This window comes from Methylocystis silviterrae (genome assembly GCF_013350005.1).
GTDB classification, from domain to species: Bacteria; Pseudomonadota; Alphaproteobacteria; order Rhizobiales; family Beijerinckiaceae; genus Methylocystis; species Methylocystis silviterrae.
Window position 1 is genome coordinate 130,458 of record NZ_JABVWW010000003.1, and the last position, 20,699, is coordinate 151,156.

Here is a 20,699-nt window from a genome sequence, read left to right on the forward strand (position 1 = left end):
TCAGTCAGTCTTCTGCGTTGGTATGATCAGCGACTGCAACCGAGATTTCAAAATCAACGTAGTCCTTGATCAAACCGAGAGCCCCGATTTCGGTCCACAAGCGTCGCGCTTGGTCGCAGAGCGCTGCACGCTTGGCTTCATCATGCTCGAGAAGGCTGGCACAAAACGCTCGCCAGCCCGGCGCTGCAAGTTTGGCAGGGTCACCCCCTTCATATCGCAGGATCTTGTCGACGGCGTCAGCCAGACGAGAGCGGTCGCCCTGGCGGGCAGTAATTTGCGCAAGGCGTAAGTTGCTGTGGGCGATGCCCCACTTCACGCCAAGCGACTCATATGATTGCAATACCTGAGTAAAAATGGTTTCGGCTCGGACGGGGTCTAGTCTCAATTGGACTTCCCCGATCAGATAGTTAGCATTTGCCTCGCCCAGCGTTGCAGTAACCTTCTGGTAGATGGCTCGCGCCTCCTGGAGATAGGTTTGGGCGGCATCCAGATTGTCGCGTCTTATCGCCAGCTCTCCGAGGGATTGAAGCGTATTCGCCTGTCCCAAGCTATCGTCGATCTGGAGGTAGAAGTTGCGTGCTTCCTGGAGAGAGATTTGGGCAGCATCCAGATTGCCGCGTCTTAGCGCCAGATCTCCGAGCCATTGAAGCGCGTTCGCCTGCCCCAGCCGGTGGCAAATGTGGAGGCAGATGTCGCTGGCCTGCTGGAGATAGGTTTGGGCACCGTCCAGATCGTCGCGTTTTAGCGCCAGTTCGCCCAGCGATTTAAGCGCATTCGCCTGCCCGAGCCGGTCCCCGATCTGGAGGCTTATGTCGCGCGCCTGCGGGAGATAGAATTGGGCGGCGTCCAGATCGCCACGTATTAGCGCCAGATCGCCGAGCGAATGAAGCGCATTCGTGTGCCCAAGCCGGTGGCCAATTTGGAGGCTAATGTCGTGGGCCTCCTGGAGATAGCTTTGGGCGGCGTCCAGATCGTTGCGCCTTAGCGCCAGATCGCCGAGCGAACGAAGCGTATTCGTGTACCCGAGCCGGTCTCCGATCTGGAGGAAGATGTCGCGCGCCATTTCGAAATAGGTTTGGGCGGCGTCCAGATTATCGCGGCGTAGCGCCAATTTGCCGAGCGATTGAAGCGCATTCGCCTGTCCCAGTCGCTCACCGATCTGTAGGTAGGTGTCGCGCGCCATCTCGGAATAGGTTTGGGCGGCGTCCAGATCACCGCGGCGTAGCGCCAGATCGCCGAGAAATTTAAGCGCATTCGCCTGTCCCAGTCGCTCACCGATCTGTAGGTAGGTGTCGCGCGCCATCTCGGAATAGGTTTGAGCGGCGTCCAAATCGTCGCGTCTTAGCGCCAGCTCGCCGAGCGATTGAAGCGCATTCGCGTGCCCGAGGCGCTCACCGATCTGTAGGTAGGTGTCGCGCGCCATCTCGGAATAGGTTTGGGCGGCGTCCAAATCGTCGCGTCTTAGCGCCAATTTGCCGAGCGATTGAAGCGCATTCGCCTGTCCCAGTCGCTCACCGATCTGAAGGAAGATGTCGCGCGCCATTTCGAAATAGATTTGGGCGGCATCCAGATCGTCGCGTCTTAGCGCCAGATGGCCTGCGGCATGAACGGCTTGAGCGCCTGCACTCTTCGACTCAATCGAGCCACGCCGTTGCAGCGCCGACGCAAGCTTTATAAACGTCGTTTGATCAAAGCGCAGTTCACCCACGGAAAGTATGCGGGCAGACTCAATCGCCTGCCGAACCCCTCGAACCGGCTGATCGCGACTAGCTTGGAGAAGAACTGGCGAAAAATTTTGCAGATGAGGCAGCAATTCTGCCTCTACCGCCGGCCACTTTGCCGTCCCGAAATACTTCCCCTTTTCAAGTAGTTTAAAAATTGCCCTTACAACTCTTTGAAGCTCCTCTCCTTTTAGCGGCTTTTCGATGCTCACGGCTTCACGCAGTGGATTAAGCAGCTTAATCGAGCCGTCCGGTCGGGGTGCGACGAGCCGCAGACGGCGTAGAACTTCGTTGGCGGCCTCTGATTCCGTCGCTTTGATCCGGCGATCTTCGTGGCCAAGAAAGGCCTTTAATCCGCCTGCAGGGATGCCATCGGGGAGGAAGCCAAGTACGGCGAGGAGCCGCTTAGCCATAACAGACATATGCTTGGAGGTGAGTGAAACGCGTAGCGACGCCACGACCGAGTTATGACGATTTTCTTGTGCGCCCGGCTGGCGTAACAACGCAGCTTTCTCCTGTTCCCTCCGCTTGAGCATAGGACCGAGCGTAAGATCGCTGTCCACGCGGCTCGCCATGATCGTGAGCGAAAGCGCGTGACCATCAAGCGCGATCAAAAGCGGTTCGAGGTCCGGGTCGTCTTTCCTTACGTTCGTCGCGATTTTGCAAAACAGATCGCGACTTTCATTGAGAGCTAGTGGCGGTAGATCATCAACCTTTGCCCAATCTGGGAGGGCTGGCAGGCTTTCACGACTGGTGACAACAAATGATAGACCGGCCGTGTCCCTCAGCAAACCTAAAATGCGCCTGGTTTCGGACTCGTTAGCTTCGATCAAACCTTCGGCATTGTCCAAGATAGCGAATGTCAATTCCTGTCCGCATGAGTAGCGGATGGCCGCGAGAGTCGCGCTCTGTGTCGGTTCCGGGCTAAGCCCGAGTTCGGCGGCCAAAAGAATGAATACATCAAGAGGATCTGTGCGATTTTCGAGATTGACGAACACGCGTCGTTCGCCAAACTTCTCAATTAGCCTCTCATCATAACTCGCGGCGACCGCAACCGTTGATTTTCCCATACCCGGCCCACCGGTGATGAGGCATGGACGGCCTTCTGTCGCGGCTGTGACGACCCTGTTGATTTCGTCGCGACGTCCGACCGGATGCGGATTGGCGATTGCCAAATCGATGCGGTTGACCTTGCCGGCCGAGGCTTGAGGCGCGGGGCTTTTAGGGTCCAAACTCCGGAGGAATTCCAGCAACTTTTCGTGCTTTGGCCCATAAGGAACTCGAGTGACGTTGTCTGGCCAACCCGGCGTTTCCACCTCGTCGTCGGTGACTAATGCAAAATGCTTCTTGCCTAACCCGCCCCATGACGAACCGAACCAATTTAACAGACGCCCGACATTTTGATCCGCAAGGCCACTCGCAGAGCAGCCGATGAAGATAAGCGTATCGGCGAAGGCGGCTTGCTGCTGAAGAAATTGCGCACGATCACTACGTCCCACCCGATCGTAATCAGCCGTCGAAAAGATTACGGACTCTGGGTCATCCCAATATCCATGGATGTGCCAAACATTCTGGGATTTTCCCGTCAAAATTTCGGCGACCGAGTCGGGATTGCGCCAAGTCTTGGGCTGCACCCCTTTTTTCGTGCAAAGCAGGCCATCGTAATTGGTTGTCGCGAGACGGCAGTTCAGTGCGATAATTGCGTCGAGTAGAGCGGGTTCACTCGCCTGTAGCTCGCCGACATTTTTCATCAGCCAGGCGCGATAGCTATTGTTCGAGAAGCCTCCCAATTTTCTTTGAGCCATATCGGCTGAGCTGAGCCAGGCGTCAGGATCGTTCCGCTTTAATCCCTGTCGGAAATGTTCGCTCCAATCTTCTCCAGGTTCTTTTGGAGCCGATTCGATCGCACTCTCAATGAGGCCTTTCCAGCCGGGTGCGGCTCCCCCAGTGACGGCCCTGCTTACCCCTGCGCCGCAAACGATTAGAGCTTTCGCGCCAGATATAGCGGTTCTGAGTGCTTCATTAGAATCAGACATCAACGGCCTTAACTTTTGAAAAATGTTGGGCCGCCTTTTTAGGCTAGTCAACTGAGGCATGACGTGGCGGGTGCGTCTCACCCCGCCAATCAAGATGACGCTCGAAAAGGCGTTGGCCTATAACTACTGCAACCCCACCGGATCGACGATTCCGCTTGGGCAGCCGGGGTCCGTCGCCGGCGCGGCGGCCATGAGATCGGCGAGTTTGCTGTCGGGTTTGACGTCTCCCACCAATCCGATGGTCATCTCGACAATGAGATTGCGGCCGCCGTCTCTCTTGCAGCTGACGCGCACGCGATCCGCGGCTCCGTCGCCGAAGGTTTCGTTGAACGCCGCCTTAAGTTGGTCGCGCGTGATTTCCTCGCCGATATGCGCCGCGAAAAGCCCCTGAACCTTGGAGCTATTCAGCTGAGATATCAGCGCGAGTGTCCGTGAAAAATAGGCTTCCGCCGCGCTTCCCGGAAAGCACGTGCCATGTTTGATCCACTCGTGCCGTTCGAGCAGCGACATCGTTCCCGGCATGACTTCCGACAGCGCATGCCTTGTCGCGTCGGAGAGTTCGGGCTCGGGCAGGCCGTTCCACCGGTTGTCCTTATCGGCGGCGACGATGTGGCGATCGACGTTGCAATATTGTTTTTTGGGCCAGAGTCCATGCAGCGTGAAATGCGTCGCGTCGAACCGGTCGGGTCTTTGCGTTTCGCATTCCGTCTTGTCGGGCTTGCCTTCGCAAAACGCCGGCTGCCAGCTCACCGCGAGGATGTAATCCGGCTTTTGCGCCGCAGGGCCGCCGTCAGGCTCTTGCGCGCCGGAGGCTTCTTCGCCGCCGCTCGCCGGCTGGCCGCCGCCCTCAGCGAGCCTCGCCTCGCCGCATCCGACCGCGACCCAGCGGCGTCCTGGATGAGCGTCGGGGACATCGATGAGATAATGCGTCGCGTTCGGCTTGTTCTTGGCGAAAATGGAATAATGCCCATTCGGCTCGACGCTGACATTGCCCGGATTGGCGCCGGTTCTGATCGATTGAAGCGCGGGACAGGACTGACGGGCGACGAAAGTTCCCGATGCAGGCGTATCCGCCGTCGCGCCTGAGGCGACGAGCGACAATGACGAGCAAAGCAGCATTCGAACAGCGCGTGCGCGCATGACGCCAACTCCAAAAAACATCGGCAACGCGCGAGGGTAATCTCGGCGGCGCAGGCGAGCAAGCATTGTCTGGTTGCGCGATTATTTCGACGTCCGCGAAAGCGACGTCTCGTAAGGGATGAAACTCCGGCGACCTTCCCCAGTTGTATGAGGCGTATTGCGGGGAGCGCGCAGATGCCCAGACATTAATCGCCCGAACAGAAGAAAACCGTCGAGCGCGTCATGCATGAGTACAAGCATGGCGAGCTGGAGAGCGGCGGCGGAAAGAAAGTGATAACCCCAAGCAGGCGGTCGCGATCGCGCTGCATGAGGCGGGCGCCTCGAAATTCGAGAGCCCGGAAAAGAACAAGGAGAACATGCGCAAGACGAAGGCCAAGGAGCGCAGCGGCAAAACGGCGAAGGCGCAGAAGGAAGGACGCTGAACGTCGCCACGAGACAGCCGCTAGCGCGGTCTCTTCGGCGCCAAGCGAGGTTGCGCCCAACGGCGCTGTACCATATTTTGGTATCCAGAAGCTGGGAGCCGGCCCCATGGCTAGGAACACGTCCGTCGTCATCGGCGATCGTCTCGCCGCCTTCGTCGAAAGCCAAGTGGCCGAAGGGCGCTATGGCTCGGCGAGCGATGTCGTGCGCGCCGGGCTGCGCTTGCTCGAAGAGCAGGAGACCAGGCTCGCCGCGCTGCGCGTCGCCTTGATCGAAGGCGAAGAGAGCGGCGACGCGACGCCTTTCGACATGGAGGCGTTCATCGCGCGCAAGCGGGCCGAAAACGTCAAGGGATGAGACGTTATACGCTCACGCCGCGAGCGCAGGCTGACCTCGAAGACATTTGGAATTACACGGTCGCCCATTGGGGCGCTGATCAAGCGGAAAACTATATTCGCCAACTCGCGGTGGCGATGACCTATGTCGCCGCCGATCCCGAGCGCGGCCGCGCCTGCGACGACGTTCGCGCCGGCTACCGGAAGCACGCTGTCGGCGCTCATGTGCTCTTTTACCGGAAAGCGCCAAAGGGCGTGGAAGTCGTCCGCATTCTGCATCAGAGGATGGATTTCCAGCGTCACCTTTGAGAGCTGCGGTCGGTTCCGCTTTTCGCTGTGTCTCCCAAAGCCTCTCGCAACCCCGCCAAATCCTCCGGCAATTCGCTTTCAAACATCATCTCTTCGCGCGTCACCGGATGCGCGAAACCGAGCGTCGCGGCGTGCAGCGCCTGGCGGTCCAAACGCTCGACGATCTCGCGCGCAGCGGGCGTCAGTTTCGCGACCTTGGTTTTAAATCCCGCGCCATAGGTTTTGTCGCCGATCAGCGGATGGCCGATATGGGCCATATGCACGCGGATCTGATGGGTGCGGCCGGTCTCCAGCTGGCAGCGCAGGAGCGCGGCGACGCCGTAATCTTCGACCTTCTCCCAATGCGTGATCGCTTCGCGGCCGCGCGCTTCCGACACCACCGCCATTTTTTCGCGCTGCGTCGAATGGCGGCCGAGCGGCGCGTCGATTGTTCCATGCGCGCGGTCGGGAACGCCCCAGACGAAGGCGAAATATTCGCGCGTCAGCGACAGTTTGCGACCGTGATCGGCGAAGAGGCGCGAGAGGCCATGATGCGCGGCGTCGGTCTTGGCGACGACCAAAAGGCCGCTCGTATTCTTGTCGATGCGATGCACGATGCCGGGCTTCTTCACCCCGCCGACGCCGGAAAGGCTGTCGCCGCAATGAGCGATCAGCGCATTGACCAGCGTGCCGCTCTCATGCGCGCTCGCCGGATGCACGACGAGGCCGGCCGGCTTGTCGATGACGAGGAGATGTTCGTCCTCATAGACAATAGTGAGCGCGATATCTTCGCCCTGCGGCTCGGCCGGAGTCGCCGGCGGCACGTCGAGCGTAACGTGATCTCCGGCGCCGAGCTTCTTGGCCGGATCGCGCGCCGTCTCCCCGGCCAGGGTCGCGCGGTTGTCCTCGATCAGCCCCTTGATGCGGCTGCGCGACAGATGCGCGGCGACGATCTCCGGCTGTTCGGCGAGAAAGCGGTCGAGCCGGGCGCCGGCGTGCTGCGGCGCAACGAGAAATTCGAAGCGCTCGGCGGATGCGTCAATTTGAGGCAGAGCCTTGACTGTCATTTCAGCTTTTTTTCCGCGCGCCGACGCGCACATGATATGAGAGCCACCGAAACGCGGGCGTGGCGCGAGCGGAGGCGTGAACCTTCGCCATTCTGCGCATCGAAAAACGCCGCCCAAGGGAGGCTCTTCCATTAGCGACGCCGAGGCACCGTTCTGCGCCGTCATTGGCGCGGGCCCCGCCGGCCTTTTCGCCGCCGACGCCCTCGCGCGCGCCGGCGCGCGAGTCGTCATCTATGAGCACAAAGCGAGCCCCGCGCGCAAATTTCTGATGGCGGGGCGGGGCGGGCTCAACATCACCCACAGCGAAGGCCTGGAGCGCTTCATCTCCCGCTATGGCGCGGCGGCCGCGAGAATTGCGCCGTTCATTCGCGCCTGGCCGCCGCAGGCGCTGCGCGATTTCTGCGCCGAGCTTGGCGAGACGACCTTCGTCGGCTCCAGCGGCCGGGTCTTTCCGGCAAGCTTCAAGGCCTCGCCGCTCTTGCGCGCCTGGCTGCGGCGGCTGTCGCGGCTTGGCGTCACGATCGTGACCCGCCATGACTTCGCGGGCTTCGCCGAATCGGGGGCGCTGCGCCTGATCGGCCCGGAAGGCGAATTTACCCGCAAGGTCGACGCCCTGGTGCTGGCGCTCGGCGGCGCCTCTTGGCCGCGGCTCGGCTCCGACGGCGCCTGGGCGGCGCGGCTTGGCGCGGAAGGCGTGCGCGTCACGCCGCTCGTCGCCGCCAACAGCGGCGCGCTGATCGAGTGGAGCGCGATCTTTCGCGCCGATTTCGAAGGCCAGCCGATCAAGACGGCGTTGCTGCGCCATGACGCGTCTACGGCGCGCGGCGATGTCGTCGTCACGCGCGCCGGACTCGAAGGCGGGCCGGTTTACGCGCTCTCCTCGCAGCTGCGCGACGTCACGCAAAAACACGGCCCGACCACGCTGTCGATCGATCTGCGGCCCGACACCAGTCTCGAATGCCTGACGCGCAAGCTGTCACGGCGTCCGCAGAAACAGTCGCATGCAAATTTTCTGCGCAAGGCCGGGTTCTCGAAAGTCGAGATCGGGCTCCTGCGCGAGGCGCGCGGGGAGGGCCTGCCGCGCGACGCGGAAACGCTCGCCGGGCTCATCAAGAATGCGCCGCTCACCGTCACAGGCGTCGGAGGTCTTGAGCGCGCCATCTCCACCGCCGGCGGCGTCTCCTTCGACGAACTCGACGACAATCTGATGCTCAAGAAGCTGCCGGGCGTTTTCGTCGCGGGCGAGATGCTCGACTATGACGCGCCGACGGGCGGCTATCTGTTGCAGGCGGCCTTCGCCACCGGACTGGCGGCGGGCCGCGGCGCCGCCCGCTATCTTGGCCTTTCGCCCGACCAATCGGTCGCGCCGCCCGAGCCCGATCAGACGGGCTTGTCGCCCCGCCAGTCGCCAAAGGGGCGCGCCCCGGACGCGTCGAACAAATACAGCCTGTAGACCTCCGCTGCGCCGCCCTCCATGCCCGGCGAACCGGCCGGCATGCCCGGCGCGGCGAGGCCGACGGCGTCCGGCCGCTCCTTTAGGAGCCGCGCGACCGCCTGCGGGGGGACATGGCCTTCGACGATGTAGCCGTCGATCTCGGCCGTGTGGCAGGAGGACAGCGCCTCAGGCACGCCGAGGCGCTTCTTCACCGACGGCATATCGGCTTCGACGATCTCCTCGACGACATAGCCGGCCTCGCGCATGCGCGCGCTCCACGCGCCGCAACACCCGCATGTCGGGCTCTTATGCATTACGATCTTCGTCGCGCCTTCGGCGCGCGCCCATCCGGGGAATAGCGCAGCGAAAGCGGCGAACCGCAGCGTATCGCGTCGGGTGAAGTCATTCGCCATGAGCGTCGGTCCTTGTCTCGCGCGCTCCATGCGCGCCCGTTCGAATGCCGGCGCATCGTCGGAGCGGCATTCGCGCAAGATCGCTTGCGGTAGTATGTCGGTGTCGCCGGCAAAAGCTGCAAGACGTCGCGCGAACGAACGCAGCGCTTACCATCGGAAGGGGTGCATGAGCCAATCCGCCATTAGCCCGCACATCGCCGACGACCTGCTCAGCGAATTCTCGCTTCTCGGCGGCCCCCTTCACCGGCTGGGAAGGCGGCTCGGCCTCGTCCGTCCGGGGCCGAATACGCTGCCCCTGGGGATCGCGCTGGGACTGGTCCCTTGGATCGTCCTCGTCGCCTTGGCGGCGCTTGAAGGCGATCGCGGAAAGTTCTTTTCGCTCTCCGTCATCGGCGGGCACGTTCGATTACTGGCGGTGATTCCGCTGCTGTTTTTTTGCGAAACCACGTTTGATCGGCAAGCGAGGGAGTTTCTCTCGACCCTTCTGCGTTCCGGCGTGGCGTCGCGAACGGCTCTTCCCGCCTTGCAGGCCGAAGTCCGAAGCCTCGCCAGCTGGAGCAATTCCTGGATTCCGGATGCGACCTCGCTCGCGGCGACAGTGCTGATGTTTCTTTTCGCGGCGCAGCTTCATCTGTCTGGAAAGACCGCGTCGCCCGAATCGGGCCGAGCCTTGGCCCTCATGCCGCTCGCGGGCTTGTGGTACTGGATGGTCTGCTTGCCGCTCTTTCGCTTTCTGGCGTTTCGTTGGGTTTGGCGGCTCGCGCTCTGGTGGCGCTTCCTGTGGCGCCTGGCTCGAATGGAGCTTCACCTGACGCCGACGCATCCCGACGGCGTCGGGGGCCTCGGATATCTCGAAGTCGTCCAAACCCATTTGGCGCCTCTGGCGTTCGCCATTTCACTGCTCGTCGCCGCCGGTTTCGCCGAGGAAATGTCGGCGGGCGCGTCGTTTGACCCGATCTATCTGGCGACGGCCATGATTGTGATCATCGACATCGTGCTGTTTCTCGGTCCGCCCTGTTTCTTCGCCTTCAAGCTGATGGAATGCAGAGAACGGGGACTGCGCGACTACACGGTGCTTGCCGCGCGATACGTCGAGGATTTCGAGCGCAAATGGCTTGGCGAAGCGTCTCATGCCGAAGAGCCTTTGCTGGGGACGCCGGACCTGCAATCGCTTGCCGATCTCGGCAATAGCGTCGGCGTTGTGCGAAATATGCGCCTGGCGCCTGTCAGCATTCGCTTGCTGGCGATTATTCTCGCCGCGGCGCTGCTGCCGATGCCGCCGCTCTTCTTGTTCAAATATCCTGTCGCCGAGATGGCTCAAAAGCTGTTCATGAAACTGACGGGGCTTTGATACGCGGCGCACCCGTCAGCATTCCCCTTCGCAAGGAACGTGCTTATGCTGCGCGCTATGCTGCCGTCGCCCTTCTGGTCGGAACTCTCGCTGCGCGACATGCGCGCGCACGACATGTCGCGCGTCATCGCCATTCTGCCGATCGCGGCGGTGGAACAGCATGGGCCGCATCTGCCGCTCGGGGTTGACGCGATGATCATGGAAGGATGCATCGATCAAGTCGCGGCGCGCCTGCCCGAAGATCTCGAAGCGGTCTTTCTGCCGCTTCAGAGTGTCGGCGTTTCGCCCGAGCACCGCGACTTTCCCGGCACGCTGACGCTGACGAATGAGACCGCGTCGCGCGTCCTCCTCGAGATTGCGGAGGGCGTCCTGCGCGCAGGCGTGAGAAAGCTGGTGCTCCTCAATTCACACGGCGGCAATTCGGCGCTCCTCTCGCAGACGGCGCTCGATCTGCGCGCCCGTTTCGGCGCGCTGGCGGTCATCGTCTCCTGGGCGCGTTTCGGCTATCCGGACGGACTGTTCTCGGCGGCGGAGCTTCGCCATGGGATTCATGGCGGCGAAATCGAAACGTCGCTCATGCTCGCTTTCCGGCCGGACCTCGTCGACATGGCGCGCGCCAAAAACTTTCCGCCGGCGACGCTCGACTTCGAGCGCGATTTCGCCTGGTTGCGCGCTGATCGACCCGCTGGCTTCGGCTGGATGGCGCAGGACCTCTCGCCGGCGGGCGCCATGGGCGATGCGTCCAAAGCCAGCGCTGAAAAGGGCGAAGCGGTTGCGGATTATTGGGCGACGGCCTTCGTTGAATTGTTGCGCGACGTCGAGGCGTTCGACCTGACGCGGCTCAAGAGCATGGACGACTGAGCGTCACGCCGCCGGCGCAGTCCACGGATAGGTCCAAGTCTCGGTCAGAGTCCGCCCGTGCGCGCGTAAAAACAGCCGAAGATCGGCCGTCTGGCCCGGCTGCACCGAAACGTCGAAGAGCGCCCGCAGTCCGCCGATATGCGCGTTGGCCACGACGCTGGCGCGCAGCACCCGCCCGGCGCTCGTCGTCGCCACCGCTTCGACCTGGCCCGGATCGGCGACATAATAGGCGAGATCGCCGCCGGCGAAATCGACGATAAAGCGATGCGCCCCCGGATTAACGGGCTCGGCCGAGCCAAGCGCCCGCGCCGGCGCCTCGAAGGTGTTGACGACCATGCCGTTGGGCGCGAGCTGCGGCATGTCGAGCCCGGCGGTGATACGATAGGCGTAAACGAAAGGCGCGCCGGGCTCAGGCGACTTTGCCGGCGTCCAGCTCGCGACGATATTGTCGTTCGTTTCGTCACGCGTCGGCAGTTCGATCAGTTCGATGCGCCCCTCGCCCCAGTCGCCCATAGGTTCGACGAAATAGCTCGGGCGGTTTTCATAGGCGAGATCAAGATCCTGATAGGATTCGAACGTTCTGTCGCGCTGCAGCAGCCCAAAGCCGCGATTATTGTTGTCGAGAAAGGACGAGATCCGCGTTCGCGGAGGATTGGTGAGCGGGCGCCACAGCCATTCGCCGGCGCCGGTATGGATCAAGAGCCCGTCGGAATCGTGCAATTCGGTGCGAAAGCCGTCGCGCACATCCCGGTCGTTTTCGCCGGTCAGATACATCGACGTGAGCGGCGCGAGGCCCAGCTTCATCCCCGTGCGCCGTGGGAAAAGCGTCGCCTGGATTTCGAGCGCGCTCTCCTGTCCTGCGAAGAGATCGAATCTGAAGGCTCCTGTCGCAGCCTCGCCGTCGAGCAGCGCATAGAGTGTCGCGTGATTGCTGCCCTTCTCCGGCGTTTCGACCCAGAATTCGCGGAAGAACGGAAAGCTCTCGTGCTCGGAGCCGGTCTCGACGCACAGCGCTCGCGCGGAAAGCCCATATTTCTGATCGCGGCCGAGAAAGCGGAAATAGCTCGCGCCGAGAAAGGAGATCACCTCGTCGTGAACATGAGGCTCGTTGACCGGGAAATGCAGGCGAAAGCCGGCGAAACCGGTGTTGACGGGGGGAGCCTTTTCGACCTTGAGGCGGCCATAGTCGAAGAGCGCCGGCGAATAGGGAATCGGCGTCGCGATGCCGTCGCGGATCATATTCACCGTCATCGGGCGACGATAGAGAAAGCCGAGATGGAACGTCTCTAGCCGGAAGCCGCCGTCCGCGCCCGCGAAAATATCATGCTCGCGCTTGAAGCGAATCCCTCGCCATGTGTCGAAGTCCAAAGCGTCAAAGGGATCCGGCAGACGCGGCGGAACCGCAGCGTCGAAGGGCGCCAGCGCCAGGTCGTGCGCCCGCTGCACGACGTTCTCAAAATCGAACCGCGGCTTGGGAGCGTCTGAGGCCGCCAGCGCCGGGACTTTGAGCGCAAATTGCGCGCCTATTGCAGAGAGCGTCCCGGCGAATTGGCGCCGCGTTATTCGCGTCATTTCCGCGTCCGAACCAAGGTCTTGCCTTCACTATTTGACTGCTGCTCTAGCCCCATCGTCTCGCTTGCGCAAGAAGCCGGCGGCTCACGAGGGTTCTTGCGACCGACATGCATCGCCCGCTGAAAAAATAATCGCATGGGGCAAAAACCGCTTGTCACAGCGGCAAAAGCGCGTATCTAAGTCCTTGCCCAAATCGCACGTGCCTGTGGTCGTGTGTCGGTAGGCGGGGATCCGGACAAGAGGCCGGTCAACCGCCAGCGTAAAACCGGCAGCCGGAGGCGAACCGGCGAACTCCGTCTCTGCGGAGGATCGCGACTTAAAGCAACGACGGACCGGGCTTTTTCGTCTCTGTCGACCCTCCAAAGGTCGGCGTACCGAAGAGGCTTGTCTTTCTTGCCGGGCGTGCGGATCGGGATTCTCCCCTTCCAATCGATGGCTGTACCCGCGGAAGCGTGCGCGCTCAGGCGTGCATCATTTCGCATCGGTCCAGTCAACGGCGCATCAACCAGCCGTGTGAGCGCTTGCGCTCGCGCGGCCTTGGACAGCTAAACCCAACGTTCGTCGCGTCTCCATCGCGCGCGGGCGAACGGAGCGGCGTGTCCGTTGACGCTCAACGATCTGGGCGCGGTTCGCCGCGCAAGGGGGCCACAATGACTGACCGTATTCTCGATTTTCTCGCCGAGCGCCGACGCAACGGGCGCGACAACGGACCTTGCCTCGTCGTCGATCTCGACGTCGTGCGCGAAAACTATGTCGGCTTCGCCAAGGCTTTGCCGGATACGCGCGTCTTCTACGCGGTGAAGGCCAATCCGGCGCCGGAAGTGCTCTCGCTGCTCGCTTCGCTCGGCTCGTGCTTCGACACGGCGTCCGTCGTCGAAATCGAGCAGGTCCTCGCCGCCGGCGCGACGCCCGACCGCATCAGCTTCGGCAATACGATCAAGAAGGAGCGTGACGTCGCGCGCGCCTATGCGCTCGGCGTGCGGCTCTTCGCGGTCGACTGCGAGGCGGAAGTTGAAAAGATCGCGCGCGTCGCGCCCGGCTCCAAGGTCTTCTGCCGCATTCTCTGCGACGGCTCCGGCGCCGAATGGCCCTTGTCACGCAAATTCGGCTGCGCGCCCGAGATGGCGACGGGCGTTCTGGAGCACGCGCATCGCCTCGGCCTCAACGCCTATGGCGTTTCCTTCCATGTCGGCTCGCAGCAAACGAATCCGCGCATGTGGGACGCCGCGCTGAAGTCGGCCTCGGAAATCTTCCGCGAACTCGCGGAGCGCGGAATCAATCTGCAGATGGTCAATCTCGGCGGCGGCTTCCCGACGAAATATCTCAAGAACGTGCCGGCGGTGAAGCAATATGGCGCCGCGATCTTCCGCGCGCTGTCGAAGCATTTCGGCAACCGCATTCCGGAGACGATCATCGAGCCGGGCCGCGGCATGGTGGGCAACGCCGGGCTTATCGAAGCGGAAGTCGTGCTGATCTCGAAGAAGTCGGAGGAGGACAGCGAAATTCGCTGGGTCTATCTCGACATCGGCAAGTTCAACGGCCTCGCCGAGACGACCGACGAGATGATCCGCTATCCGATCCGCACGCCGGCGGACGGCGCGCCGACGAGTCCCTGCGTCGTCGCGGGCCCGAGCTGCGACAGCGTCGACGTGCTCTACGAGAAGCAGCCCTACCAGCTGCCGATCTCGCTCGAGATCGGCGCGAAGGTGCTGATCGAGGGAACCGGAGCCTATACGACGACCTATTCCGCCGTGGGCTTCAACGGCTTCCCGCCGCTCGAGACGCATGTGATCTGAGTCGGCTCTGCGCGTCTGCGCAGCGAGCGCGTCATGGCCGGGCTTGTCCCGGCCATCCACGCCGAGAGGTCGCGGAAATCAGCAGGAAGAGGAAGTCTCTTTCCGTTTGAAGCACGCCGCGGCGTCCTCGCGTGGATGCCCGCGCCAAGCGCGGGCATGACGGCAAGAAAGCGGGAACTTATTCCCCGATAAACCCAGTCCCGATCGGCGGGCGCGTCATGCGCCAGGCGCGAGGGTCGCTTGTCCTTCTTAAGGGAGGAAAAGATGGCCTTTGAACTTGCATGCCCCAATCACGTCCGCGCGTCGCACGTCGCGCCGGAAGCGCTTGTCGCTCTTGCGCCATTTGCGATTCGCAATGAAGCGCCGAGCGACCTTGCCGCGCGCGAAGCTTTGCTCGACGAGGCCATGGGTCCCGCGCGGTTCTTGAAGACCTGCCAGCGGCTGCGCGACGGATCGGCGCCGGCGCCCGGCTTCGCGCTCGTCGCGACGGACGAAGACGGCGCGCTGATCGGCACGCTGCGGCTTTGGCCGGTTCTTGCCGGCGGGCGTGCGGCGTTGTTGCTGGGTCCGCTCGCCGTCGCAGCGCAGGCGCGTTCGCTCGGCGTCGGCGGCGCGCTGATTCGCGAGTCGCTCGCGCGCGCAGCCGACTTGCGCCATCGCGCCGTGTTGCTCGTCGGCGACGCGCCTTACTATGCGCGCTTCGGTTTCGAGCGGCGTTTCACGGAGCGGCTCACCATGCCGGGCCCGGTCGAGCGCGCGCGCTTTCTTGGCTTGGAGCTTGTCGACGGCGCGCTATCGGCCGCGCAAGGGCGCGTCATTCCCGCCGCTGCGCATCGGATCGACTTGCCGCAGGCGGCATAGAGCGCTTCACGGTCAACGTTTTCGAAACCTGCTCTACGCTCACCAATAGGCGAGAATGCCGCGCGCGAGCGGGTAGGAGAGGCCGGCGCCAAGCGCCACGCCCGCCGCGACGTCGCTCGGATAGTGGTGGGCCGTCGCGATTCGCGACCAGGCCATCGACAGCAGAAGAAGGCCGGCCGATAGCGTCGTCGCCGGCCAGGCGATGACGATGGGCGCGAGCACGCCGGTGAGCGTCATGGCGTGGCCGCTTGGGAATGAATGATCGTCGAGCGTCTTCAACAGCGACGGCAGCCGCGCGTCGACATGGAACGGGCGCTTGCGGCCGAAGCGGCGCTTGATGATCGGATAGAGCATATGCAGCAGCGCGGCGTTCAATCCCGCGAGCGCCGCGACATGCAGCCCCTGCCAGCCGAGGCCGATGAGGACGATGGGCGCGAGGATGAGATAGATCCATCCATTGCCGAGCTTGCTGATGGCGACGGCGAGGAATCTGCCGATCGCGGAGCGCGCCGTTCGAGAGAAGAGATGAACCGCCGCGAGGTCAAGTTCGAGGAGACGTTGGCCCCAAGTGGCGGCGACGCCGATGTCTGCTTGCGGCTTTGCTGACGCGTCTCGCGTCATCTTCGCCAGCTGGTCCGATGTGAACGCCATGACGCAACGCTACGCGACGGACGCTGCGGTTTCGCGACGCGGAGGCTGCGTTTACGTGACGAAGCGATAGAGGTTGCGTGACGTTTATGTGATGTTTTGGTGACGCTGCTAGAGCGCTTCCCGATCACATGGAATCATGTGATCGATAAGGAATCGCTCAAAATCAAAACGTCCGAGCAGGTTCTCTCTTAAAAAAAGTCTGTCAACTTTTTCGGAACCTGCTCTAGGCCGGCGCGTGTTTCGCGAAGGCGCTGCGAAAGACGGCGTCGAAGGCGTCGGCGTCGACGTCAACCGTTTCGATCTCCACGCCGTCTTCGGCGACGCCGGAAAAGCGATATTGCGGGTCTGAAAACTCAAGACCCTCGTCGTCTTCAGCGCTCTCGTAAGGCAGCGCGATCTCGACCATCAACTGTCGCTTCAGCGATAGCGCGCGGCCGACCACCGCGTCGATGCGGCCGTCCTCACTGCTGAAATAGCCGTCAAGGATGATCATGCAGACATCGGCGTTCGGCGCTTCGTCTTCAAGCCATTGCAGCGCCGCCTCGACGCTTTCGGCGACATCAATCTTGCCTGCATCGCTGACGACGAACTGTTGCGGCTGGTCGACGCCGTCGTCGGACCGCGCCACGCCGAAGGGCGTCAGCATGTGTCCGCGCGCCAGCGTCGTGACGGCTTTGGCGAAGGCCTCGCCGGCCAATGCGGCGATGGGTTCGTTCGGAGTAAATTCTGCGCCAATGCTCATGACATTTTCCTCCGAGCGAGCGGAGTTCTGAGGATCAACCGATCAACGTCATCCGTTTCGAGATTGTTCATACCGACGTCGTCGCTTCCCGCAGCCATTTGCGCGTCTTCGCGTCCAAAAGCGGCGAGAGGATCTTGCGTACCCGGGCGTGATAGGCGTTCAGCCAGGCGATTTCTTCCGGGGTCAGCAATTTCGGTTCGATGCAATTGCGATCGAAAGGCGCCAGCGTGATGGTCTCGAAACCATACATCTCGCGTTCGGCGCCTTTGATCTCGCGCTTCTCGACAATGACGAGATTTTCAAGCCTGATGCCATATTCGCCGGCGCGGTAATAGCCGGGCTCGTTCGACAGAATCATGCCCGGTTGCAACGGCGTCGTCCCGAGCTTCGAGATACGCTGCGGCCCCTCATGCACCGAGAGGTAAGCGCCGACGCCATGGCCCGTCCCATGATCGAAGTCGAGCCCTGCCTCCCACAGCGCGCGGCGCGCGAAAGCATCCAGCTGCGCGCCCGAGACGCCCCTGGGAAAGACGGCGCGGGCGATGGCGATATGGCCTTTGAGCACGCGGGTGAAATGTTCGCGCAATTGTTTCGACGCCGGACCGACGACCATGGTGCGCGTCACGTCGGTCGTGCCGTCGAGATATTGCGCGCCGGAATCGACGAGATAGACGCCGCGACCGATCTTGAGATTGCTGGTTTCCGTCACCCGATAATGCGGGATCGCCGCATGTTCGCCGAAAGCCGAGATCGTCGGAAAGGAAATGTCGCGCAGGTCGCCGTTTTCGCGGCGGAAGGTTTCGAGCGCTTCCGCCGCGGAGATTTCGGTGAGCCGGCCCTTTGGCGCGGTTTCGGAGAACCAGGCGAGGAAGCGCGTCAGCGCCGCACCGTCGCGGATATGAGCTTCGCGCGCGCCGTCGAGCTCCCTTTCATTCTTGATCGCTTTCGGCAGCGTCGCCGGATCGTCGGCGAGACGCGGCTTGCCGCCCGCCGCGCGCAAGGTTTCGACAAGTTTCGCTGGCGCCGTCGCAGAATCGAAGAGAATGGTCGCGCCGCGCTCGCCGGACTGCACGAGATCCTCGACGAGGCTTTCAGGCGATTTCAGCGTCAGAAATTTTTCAAGCGTCGCGCGCACCTTCGGCGCGAGCTTCGCATCGTCGATGTAAAGCGCAGGCGCGCCCTCCTTGGGCAGCAGCGCGAAGCACAGCGCGATCGGCGTATGCGCGACATCGGCGCCGCGAATGTTGAACGCCCAGCAGATCGCATGCGGATCGGACATCAACGCCGCGTCCGCATCTTTTAGCGCCGCGCGCAGCTTCTTGATCTTGGCGCCGGCGCTCGCGCCGGCGTAACGCGCCGGATGAATCGCCACCGCGCCTTTCGGCTCGGCCGGCCGGTCAATCCACAGCGCATCGATCGGATTGGCGTTGAGCGGAACGAGTTCGATCTTCTTTTCCGCGAGAATTTTCCCGAAGCGTTCGATCTGCGCGCTGGTGTGCACCCAGGGGTCATAGCCGATGCGCGCGCCTTCGCGCGCCTGTCCGCTGAGCCAGGCGGCTGGCGTCGTTTCGGCGATGTCGAGCGGCTTGAAAAGCTTGGCGTCGATCTCGCCGCGCACCTGAATGACATAGCGGCCATCGACGAAGAGCGCGGCCTCTTTCTCCAGCACGACGGCGAAGCCGGCCGATCCGGTGAAGCCTGTCAGCCAGGCGAGACGCTCCGCGCATTTGGGCACATATTCGTTTTGATGGACGTCGGCGCGCGGAACGAGAAAGCCGTCGAGTCCTTGCCGTTTCAACTCAGCGCGCAGCGCCTTGAGGCGCGCCGCGCTGTCGCCGCGCATGGCGTCGTCGACGAATGTTTGGAATTTCGCTTCGAACATGAAGCAAAGCTAGTCGCGCGCCTGCCGCAGGGCAATGCTTTGCGCGCGCCTTTCCCCCTCCCAATTCTCTCCCGCCTTAACGGGGGAGGGGCGAGGACGGGGACCAGGACGATCCGCCGCGTCTCAACACCAGAGTCGCCCAGCCGTCGATGTCGCTTCGCTCGGCGAGGAAAAACCCCTGGGCGCGATAGGCGTCGAGCACGCCGCGCACGTCGCGCGCCAGCAGTCCTGAAAGCACCAGCTCCGCGTCAATCGTCGCGGCCCGGACAATCTCCGGCGCGAGCAGGCGCAGAGGCTTCGCCAGGATATTGGCGAAGATCAGATCATATTGGCCTTGCAGCGACGGGTGGCGGAGCCCGGTCGCGACGACCGGGCGAACATCGGCCCCGGCGCCATTGGCGCGGGCGTTGGCCGAGGCTGTCGCCACAGCGACGGGATCGATATCGCCGCAGGCGACGCGTTGGTGAAAGAGCCGCGCGGCGGCGATCGCCAGAACGCCGGTGCCTGTCCCCACATCTAGAATGCGGCGTGGGCGCCGGCGCTTGGCGATTTTCTCGAGCGCCTTGAGGCAGCCCAACGTCGTGCCGTGATGGCCGGTGCCGAAGGCGAGCGCCGCCCGCGCGCCGCCGGTCCCGATCATGTGCGCCATGCACCAGCACCCTGCCGGCGCGGACCGGGGCCAATCCGGCAAGAGCGTTCTCTACCCAGTCCTGCTCGGCGACAGTCGAAAAGCGCGCCGCCCGCGCCGTTTCGGCGTCGGCGGCGGCCTCGATCAGGGCAAGGATCTGCGCTTCGTCGGGCGCGGTCGCGAAATACACCTCGACGGACCATTGGGGGCCGTCGTCCAGCTCGAAGGCGGCGGCGGCGGTCTCTGTCGGCTCGAAGGTTTCGACGATGAGGTCGGCGACGGCGCGGGCGCGTTTTTCGTCGCAATCGAGGCGCAGCATGTGGCTGGCGTTATTAGGGGGAAGTCCTTCAAGCATGAGCGCGCTTACCACGGCCGGGGCGCGCGCGTCACCTTTCGCCAAGCGCCATCGGTCTGTATTGTCGCGCTAGAGGCTGGTTCCAACGAGTTGAAGGCGTGAATGACCGAAAGACTTTCGATTTGTCTGATCGGCCCGAAGAAGGGCGGCAAGTCGTCGCTGCTCGCCTCTCTCGTCGACTGCGTCGCGCAAAGCGCCTTTGGCTATTCGCCGCGGCTGCGCCCCGCGCTGCAGCCCATCACCGAGGCGGAATATTTCGCCGAGGGCGCTGAGCCAAAAAAAGCCAATCTGCTGTCGGTCGAACAGGGCGACTATGAGCGGCTGCGGCGCGAATTCGCCGAGGGCGGCCTCGCCACCGACACGCTCGACACTTACGAATATCGCTTCCGCCTGACGGTCAACGGCGAAGCCCCGCCGGCGGCCGTGCTACGGGGTCCCTGGCTTCTGGAGATCATCGACTCGGCGGGCGAGATCGCGGTGCCGCCGGACGGCGCCGAGGTCGCCATCCTCAATGATGTCAAAGCCAAGCTCGCCAGGCAAATGCTTGAGGCGGAGGCGATCGTGATCGTGCTGCCGCTGGTGCGGCTCGAGGATTCCGGCTGGTCCGGCAATCTCGCGCGCCTCATCGACCGGTTGGCGCTGGCGCCTGAGAAAAAGCTCAAGCGGCTCGTCGTCGTCTTCTCGCAATATGAGCGCTTGTTCGCGCGCCTCGGGCCGAGCGCTTTCACCTACGCCTGCGATCCGGCGGTGGCGCTGCACGCCTTGCGCAAATCGCTGCGCGCCGTGCAATGGCTGGATCGGCTGCGGGCTCTGGAGTCGCCGAACGGCGGCGGCGCGTCGGTGCGCTTCACGGTTTGCTCGGCCTATGGCTTCGTCAAGCGCTTTCAGAATCCCAACATCGATCCGCATCAGCCTGGCGAGCGCCGGTTTCGTCGCGCGGGCCTCGAAGGCGCCCGCGCCTATAATGAGTATTGGCGGCCGTTTCTTACCGCCGAGCCGTTTCTTTACGCCGCGCTCGGCCTCGACAGCGCCTTCACCTTTTCCTACCAGCAGCTCGACGCGCGCATCGAGGAGATCGCCTGAAGCGCTTATTGATCACATGGAACCATGTGATCGATAAGGAATCGCTCAAATCAAAATGTTGG

At 62.9% G+C, this 20,699-nt stretch carries 16 protein-coding genes and 1 pseudogene; 8 read left to right on the plus strand and 9 right to left on the minus strand.

Translation table 11 applies throughout. The annotated features are described in order from the left end of the window. Positions 1–4: 4 nt before the first annotated feature. Together HUN39_RS04225 and HUN39_RS04230 are read right to left on the minus strand one after the other, a co-directional pair. Positions 5–3,850 carry a tetratricopeptide repeat protein gene (locus HUN39_RS04225; protein WP_175093247.1) on the minus strand — a complete coding sequence of 1,282 codons (3,846 nt, stop codon included), beginning with the start codon at positions 3,848–3,850 and terminating at the stop codon, positions 5–7. 30 nt (positions 3,851–3,880) lie between these two features. Continuing rightward, positions 3,881–4,897, minus strand: coding sequence for a ribonuclease T2 family protein (locus HUN39_RS04230; protein WP_175093248.1), 1,017 nt, complete (start codon positions 4,895–4,897; stop codon positions 3,881–3,883). Positions 4,898–5,425: 528 nt separating this feature from the next. Between HUN39_RS04230 and HUN39_RS04235 the strand changes: the two genes are divergently transcribed. Together HUN39_RS04235 and HUN39_RS04240 are read left to right on the plus strand one after the other, a co-directional pair. Next, entirely contained in the window at positions 5,426–5,674 is a 249-nt protein-coding gene (locus HUN39_RS04235) for a type II toxin-antitoxin system ParD family antitoxin (protein ID WP_175093249.1), read from the plus strand. Beyond that, positions 5,671–5,961 carry a type II toxin-antitoxin system RelE/ParE family toxin gene (locus HUN39_RS04240; protein WP_175093250.1) on the plus strand — a complete coding sequence of 97 codons (291 nt, stop codon included), beginning with the start codon at positions 5,671–5,673 and terminating at the stop codon, positions 5,959–5,961. Before HUN39_RS04235 ends, HUN39_RS04240 begins: the two co-directional genes overlap by 4 nt. Here the strand turns inward: HUN39_RS04240 and HUN39_RS04245 are convergent. Further along, entirely contained in the window at positions 5,952–7,007 is a 1,056-nt protein-coding gene (locus HUN39_RS04245; RefSeq protein WP_175093251.1) for an RluA family pseudouridine synthase, read from the minus strand. The two genes, HUN39_RS04240 and HUN39_RS04245, sit on opposite strands and share 10 nt — an antisense overlap. A 76-nt stretch (positions 7,008–7,083) precedes the next feature. Between HUN39_RS04245 and HUN39_RS04250 the strand changes: the two genes are divergently transcribed. Next, complete coding sequence (locus HUN39_RS04250) at positions 7,084–8,460, plus strand: BaiN/RdsA family NAD(P)/FAD-dependent oxidoreductase (RefSeq protein WP_332310720.1); 1,377 nt, start codon at positions 7,084–7,086, stop codon at positions 8,458–8,460. Here the strand turns inward: HUN39_RS04250 and HUN39_RS04255 are convergent. Continuing rightward, positions 8,388–8,855 (minus strand): DUF411 domain-containing protein, encoded by a 468-nt coding sequence (locus HUN39_RS04255; protein ID WP_175093252.1) that lies wholly within the window; start codon positions 8,853–8,855, stop codon positions 8,388–8,390. The two genes, HUN39_RS04250 and HUN39_RS04255, sit on opposite strands and share 73 nt — an antisense overlap. 166 nt (positions 8,856–9,021) lie before the next feature. On the opposite strand from HUN39_RS04255, the gene HUN39_RS04260 reads away from it, so the two are divergent. Together HUN39_RS04260 and HUN39_RS04265 are read left to right on the plus strand one after the other, a co-directional pair. Next, positions 9,022–10,206 (plus strand): hypothetical protein, encoded by a 1,185-nt coding sequence (locus HUN39_RS04260; RefSeq protein WP_175093253.1) that lies wholly within the window; start codon positions 9,022–9,024, stop codon positions 10,204–10,206. A 45-nt stretch (positions 10,207–10,251) separates the two neighbouring features. After that, entirely contained in the window at positions 10,252–11,067 is an 816-nt protein-coding gene (locus HUN39_RS04265) for a creatininase family protein (RefSeq protein WP_175093254.1), read from the plus strand. A 3-nt stretch (positions 11,068–11,070) separates the two neighbouring features. Here HUN39_RS04265 and HUN39_RS04270 read toward each other — a convergent pair whose 3' ends face one another. Next, positions 11,071–12,639, minus strand: a complete 1,569-nt coding sequence (locus tag HUN39_RS04270) for a glucan biosynthesis protein (protein ID WP_175093255.1) — start codon at positions 12,637–12,639, stop codon at positions 11,071–11,073. A 650-nt stretch (positions 12,640–13,289) separates the two neighbouring features. Here HUN39_RS04270 and HUN39_RS04275 point away from each other — a divergent pair. Both HUN39_RS04275 and HUN39_RS04280 read left to right on the plus strand, forming a co-directional pair. After that, entirely contained in the window at positions 13,290–14,435 is a 1,146-nt protein-coding gene (locus tag HUN39_RS04275) for a type III PLP-dependent enzyme (protein WP_175093256.1), read from the plus strand. A 264-nt stretch (positions 14,436–14,699) separates the two neighbouring features. Continuing rightward, entirely contained in the window at positions 14,700–15,296 is a 597-nt protein-coding gene (locus HUN39_RS04280) for a GNAT family N-acetyltransferase (protein WP_175093257.1), read from the plus strand. A gap of 39 nt (positions 15,297–15,335) precedes the next feature. Here HUN39_RS04280 and HUN39_RS04285 read toward each other — a convergent pair whose 3' ends face one another. The 4 genes and pseudogenes from HUN39_RS04285 to HUN39_RS04300 form a co-directional block, all read right to left on the minus strand. Continuing rightward, positions 15,336–15,947 carry a phosphatase PAP2 family protein gene (locus HUN39_RS04285; protein WP_175093258.1) on the minus strand — a complete coding sequence of 204 codons (612 nt, stop codon included), beginning with the start codon at positions 15,945–15,947 and terminating at the stop codon, positions 15,336–15,338. Positions 15,948–16,170: 223 nt separating this feature from the next. Beyond that, positions 16,171–16,689, minus strand: coding sequence for a hypothetical protein (locus HUN39_RS04290; RefSeq protein WP_175093259.1), 519 nt, complete (start codon positions 16,687–16,689; stop codon positions 16,171–16,173). A 67-nt stretch (positions 16,690–16,756) separates the two neighbouring features. Next, positions 16,757–18,571: an aminopeptidase P family protein gene (locus HUN39_RS04295; RefSeq protein WP_175093260.1), complete on the minus strand. Its 1,815-nt coding sequence runs from the start codon at positions 18,569–18,571 to the stop codon at positions 16,757–16,759. 76 nt (positions 18,572–18,647) lie between these two features. After that, a pseudogene (locus HUN39_RS04300) lies at positions 18,648–19,554 on the minus strand (50S ribosomal protein L11 methyltransferase). 102 nt (positions 19,555–19,656) lie between these two features. Here HUN39_RS04300 and HUN39_RS04305 point away from each other — a divergent pair. Next, positions 19,657–20,637: a hypothetical protein gene (locus HUN39_RS04305; protein WP_175093261.1), complete on the plus strand. Its 981-nt coding sequence runs from the start codon at positions 19,657–19,659 to the stop codon at positions 20,635–20,637. Positions 20,638–20,699: the final 62 nt, after the last annotated feature.

Coding starts and splice junctions, on each gene's coding strand:
- HUN39_RS04230 (WP_175093248.1), bottom strand. CDS start 4,897: ATGCGCGCACGCGCTGTTCGAATGCTGCTTTGCTCGTCATTGTCGCTC.
- HUN39_RS04235 (WP_175093249.1), top strand. CDS start 5,426: ATGGCTAGGAACACGTCCGTCGTCATCGGCGATCGTCTCGCCGCCTTC.
- HUN39_RS04240 (WP_175093250.1), top strand. CDS start 5,671: ATGAGACGTTATACGCTCACGCCGCGAGCGCAGGCTGACCTCGAAGAC.
- HUN39_RS04245 (WP_175093251.1), bottom strand. CDS start 7,007: ATGACAGTCAAGGCTCTGCCTCAAATTGACGCATCCGCCGAGCGCTTC.
- HUN39_RS04255 (WP_175093252.1), bottom strand. CDS start 8,855: ATGGCGAATGACTTCACCCGACGCGATACGCTGCGGTTCGCCGCTTTC.
- HUN39_RS04260 (WP_175093253.1), top strand. CDS start 9,022: ATGAGCCAATCCGCCATTAGCCCGCACATCGCCGACGACCTGCTCAGC.
- HUN39_RS04265 (WP_175093254.1), top strand. CDS start 10,252: ATGCTGCGCGCTATGCTGCCGTCGCCCTTCTGGTCGGAACTCTCGCTG.
- HUN39_RS04270 (WP_175093255.1), bottom strand. CDS start 12,639: ATGACGCGAATAACGCGGCGCCAATTCGCCGGGACGCTCTCTGCAATA.
- HUN39_RS04275 (WP_175093256.1), top strand. CDS start 13,290: ATGACTGACCGTATTCTCGATTTTCTCGCCGAGCGCCGACGCAACGGG.
- HUN39_RS04280 (WP_175093257.1), top strand. CDS start 14,700: ATGGCCTTTGAACTTGCATGCCCCAATCACGTCCGCGCGTCGCACGTC.
- HUN39_RS04285 (WP_175093258.1), bottom strand. CDS start 15,947: ATGGCGTTCACATCGGACCAGCTGGCGAAGATGACGCGAGACGCGTCA.
- HUN39_RS04290 (WP_175093259.1), bottom strand. CDS start 16,689: ATGAGCATTGGCGCAGAATTTACTCCGAACGAACCCATCGCCGCATTG.
- HUN39_RS04295 (WP_175093260.1), bottom strand. CDS start 18,571: ATGTTCGAAGCGAAATTCCAAACATTCGTCGACGACGCCATGCGCGGC.
- HUN39_RS04305 (WP_175093261.1), top strand. CDS start 19,657: ATGACCGAAAGACTTTCGATTTGTCTGATCGGCCCGAAGAAGGGCGGC.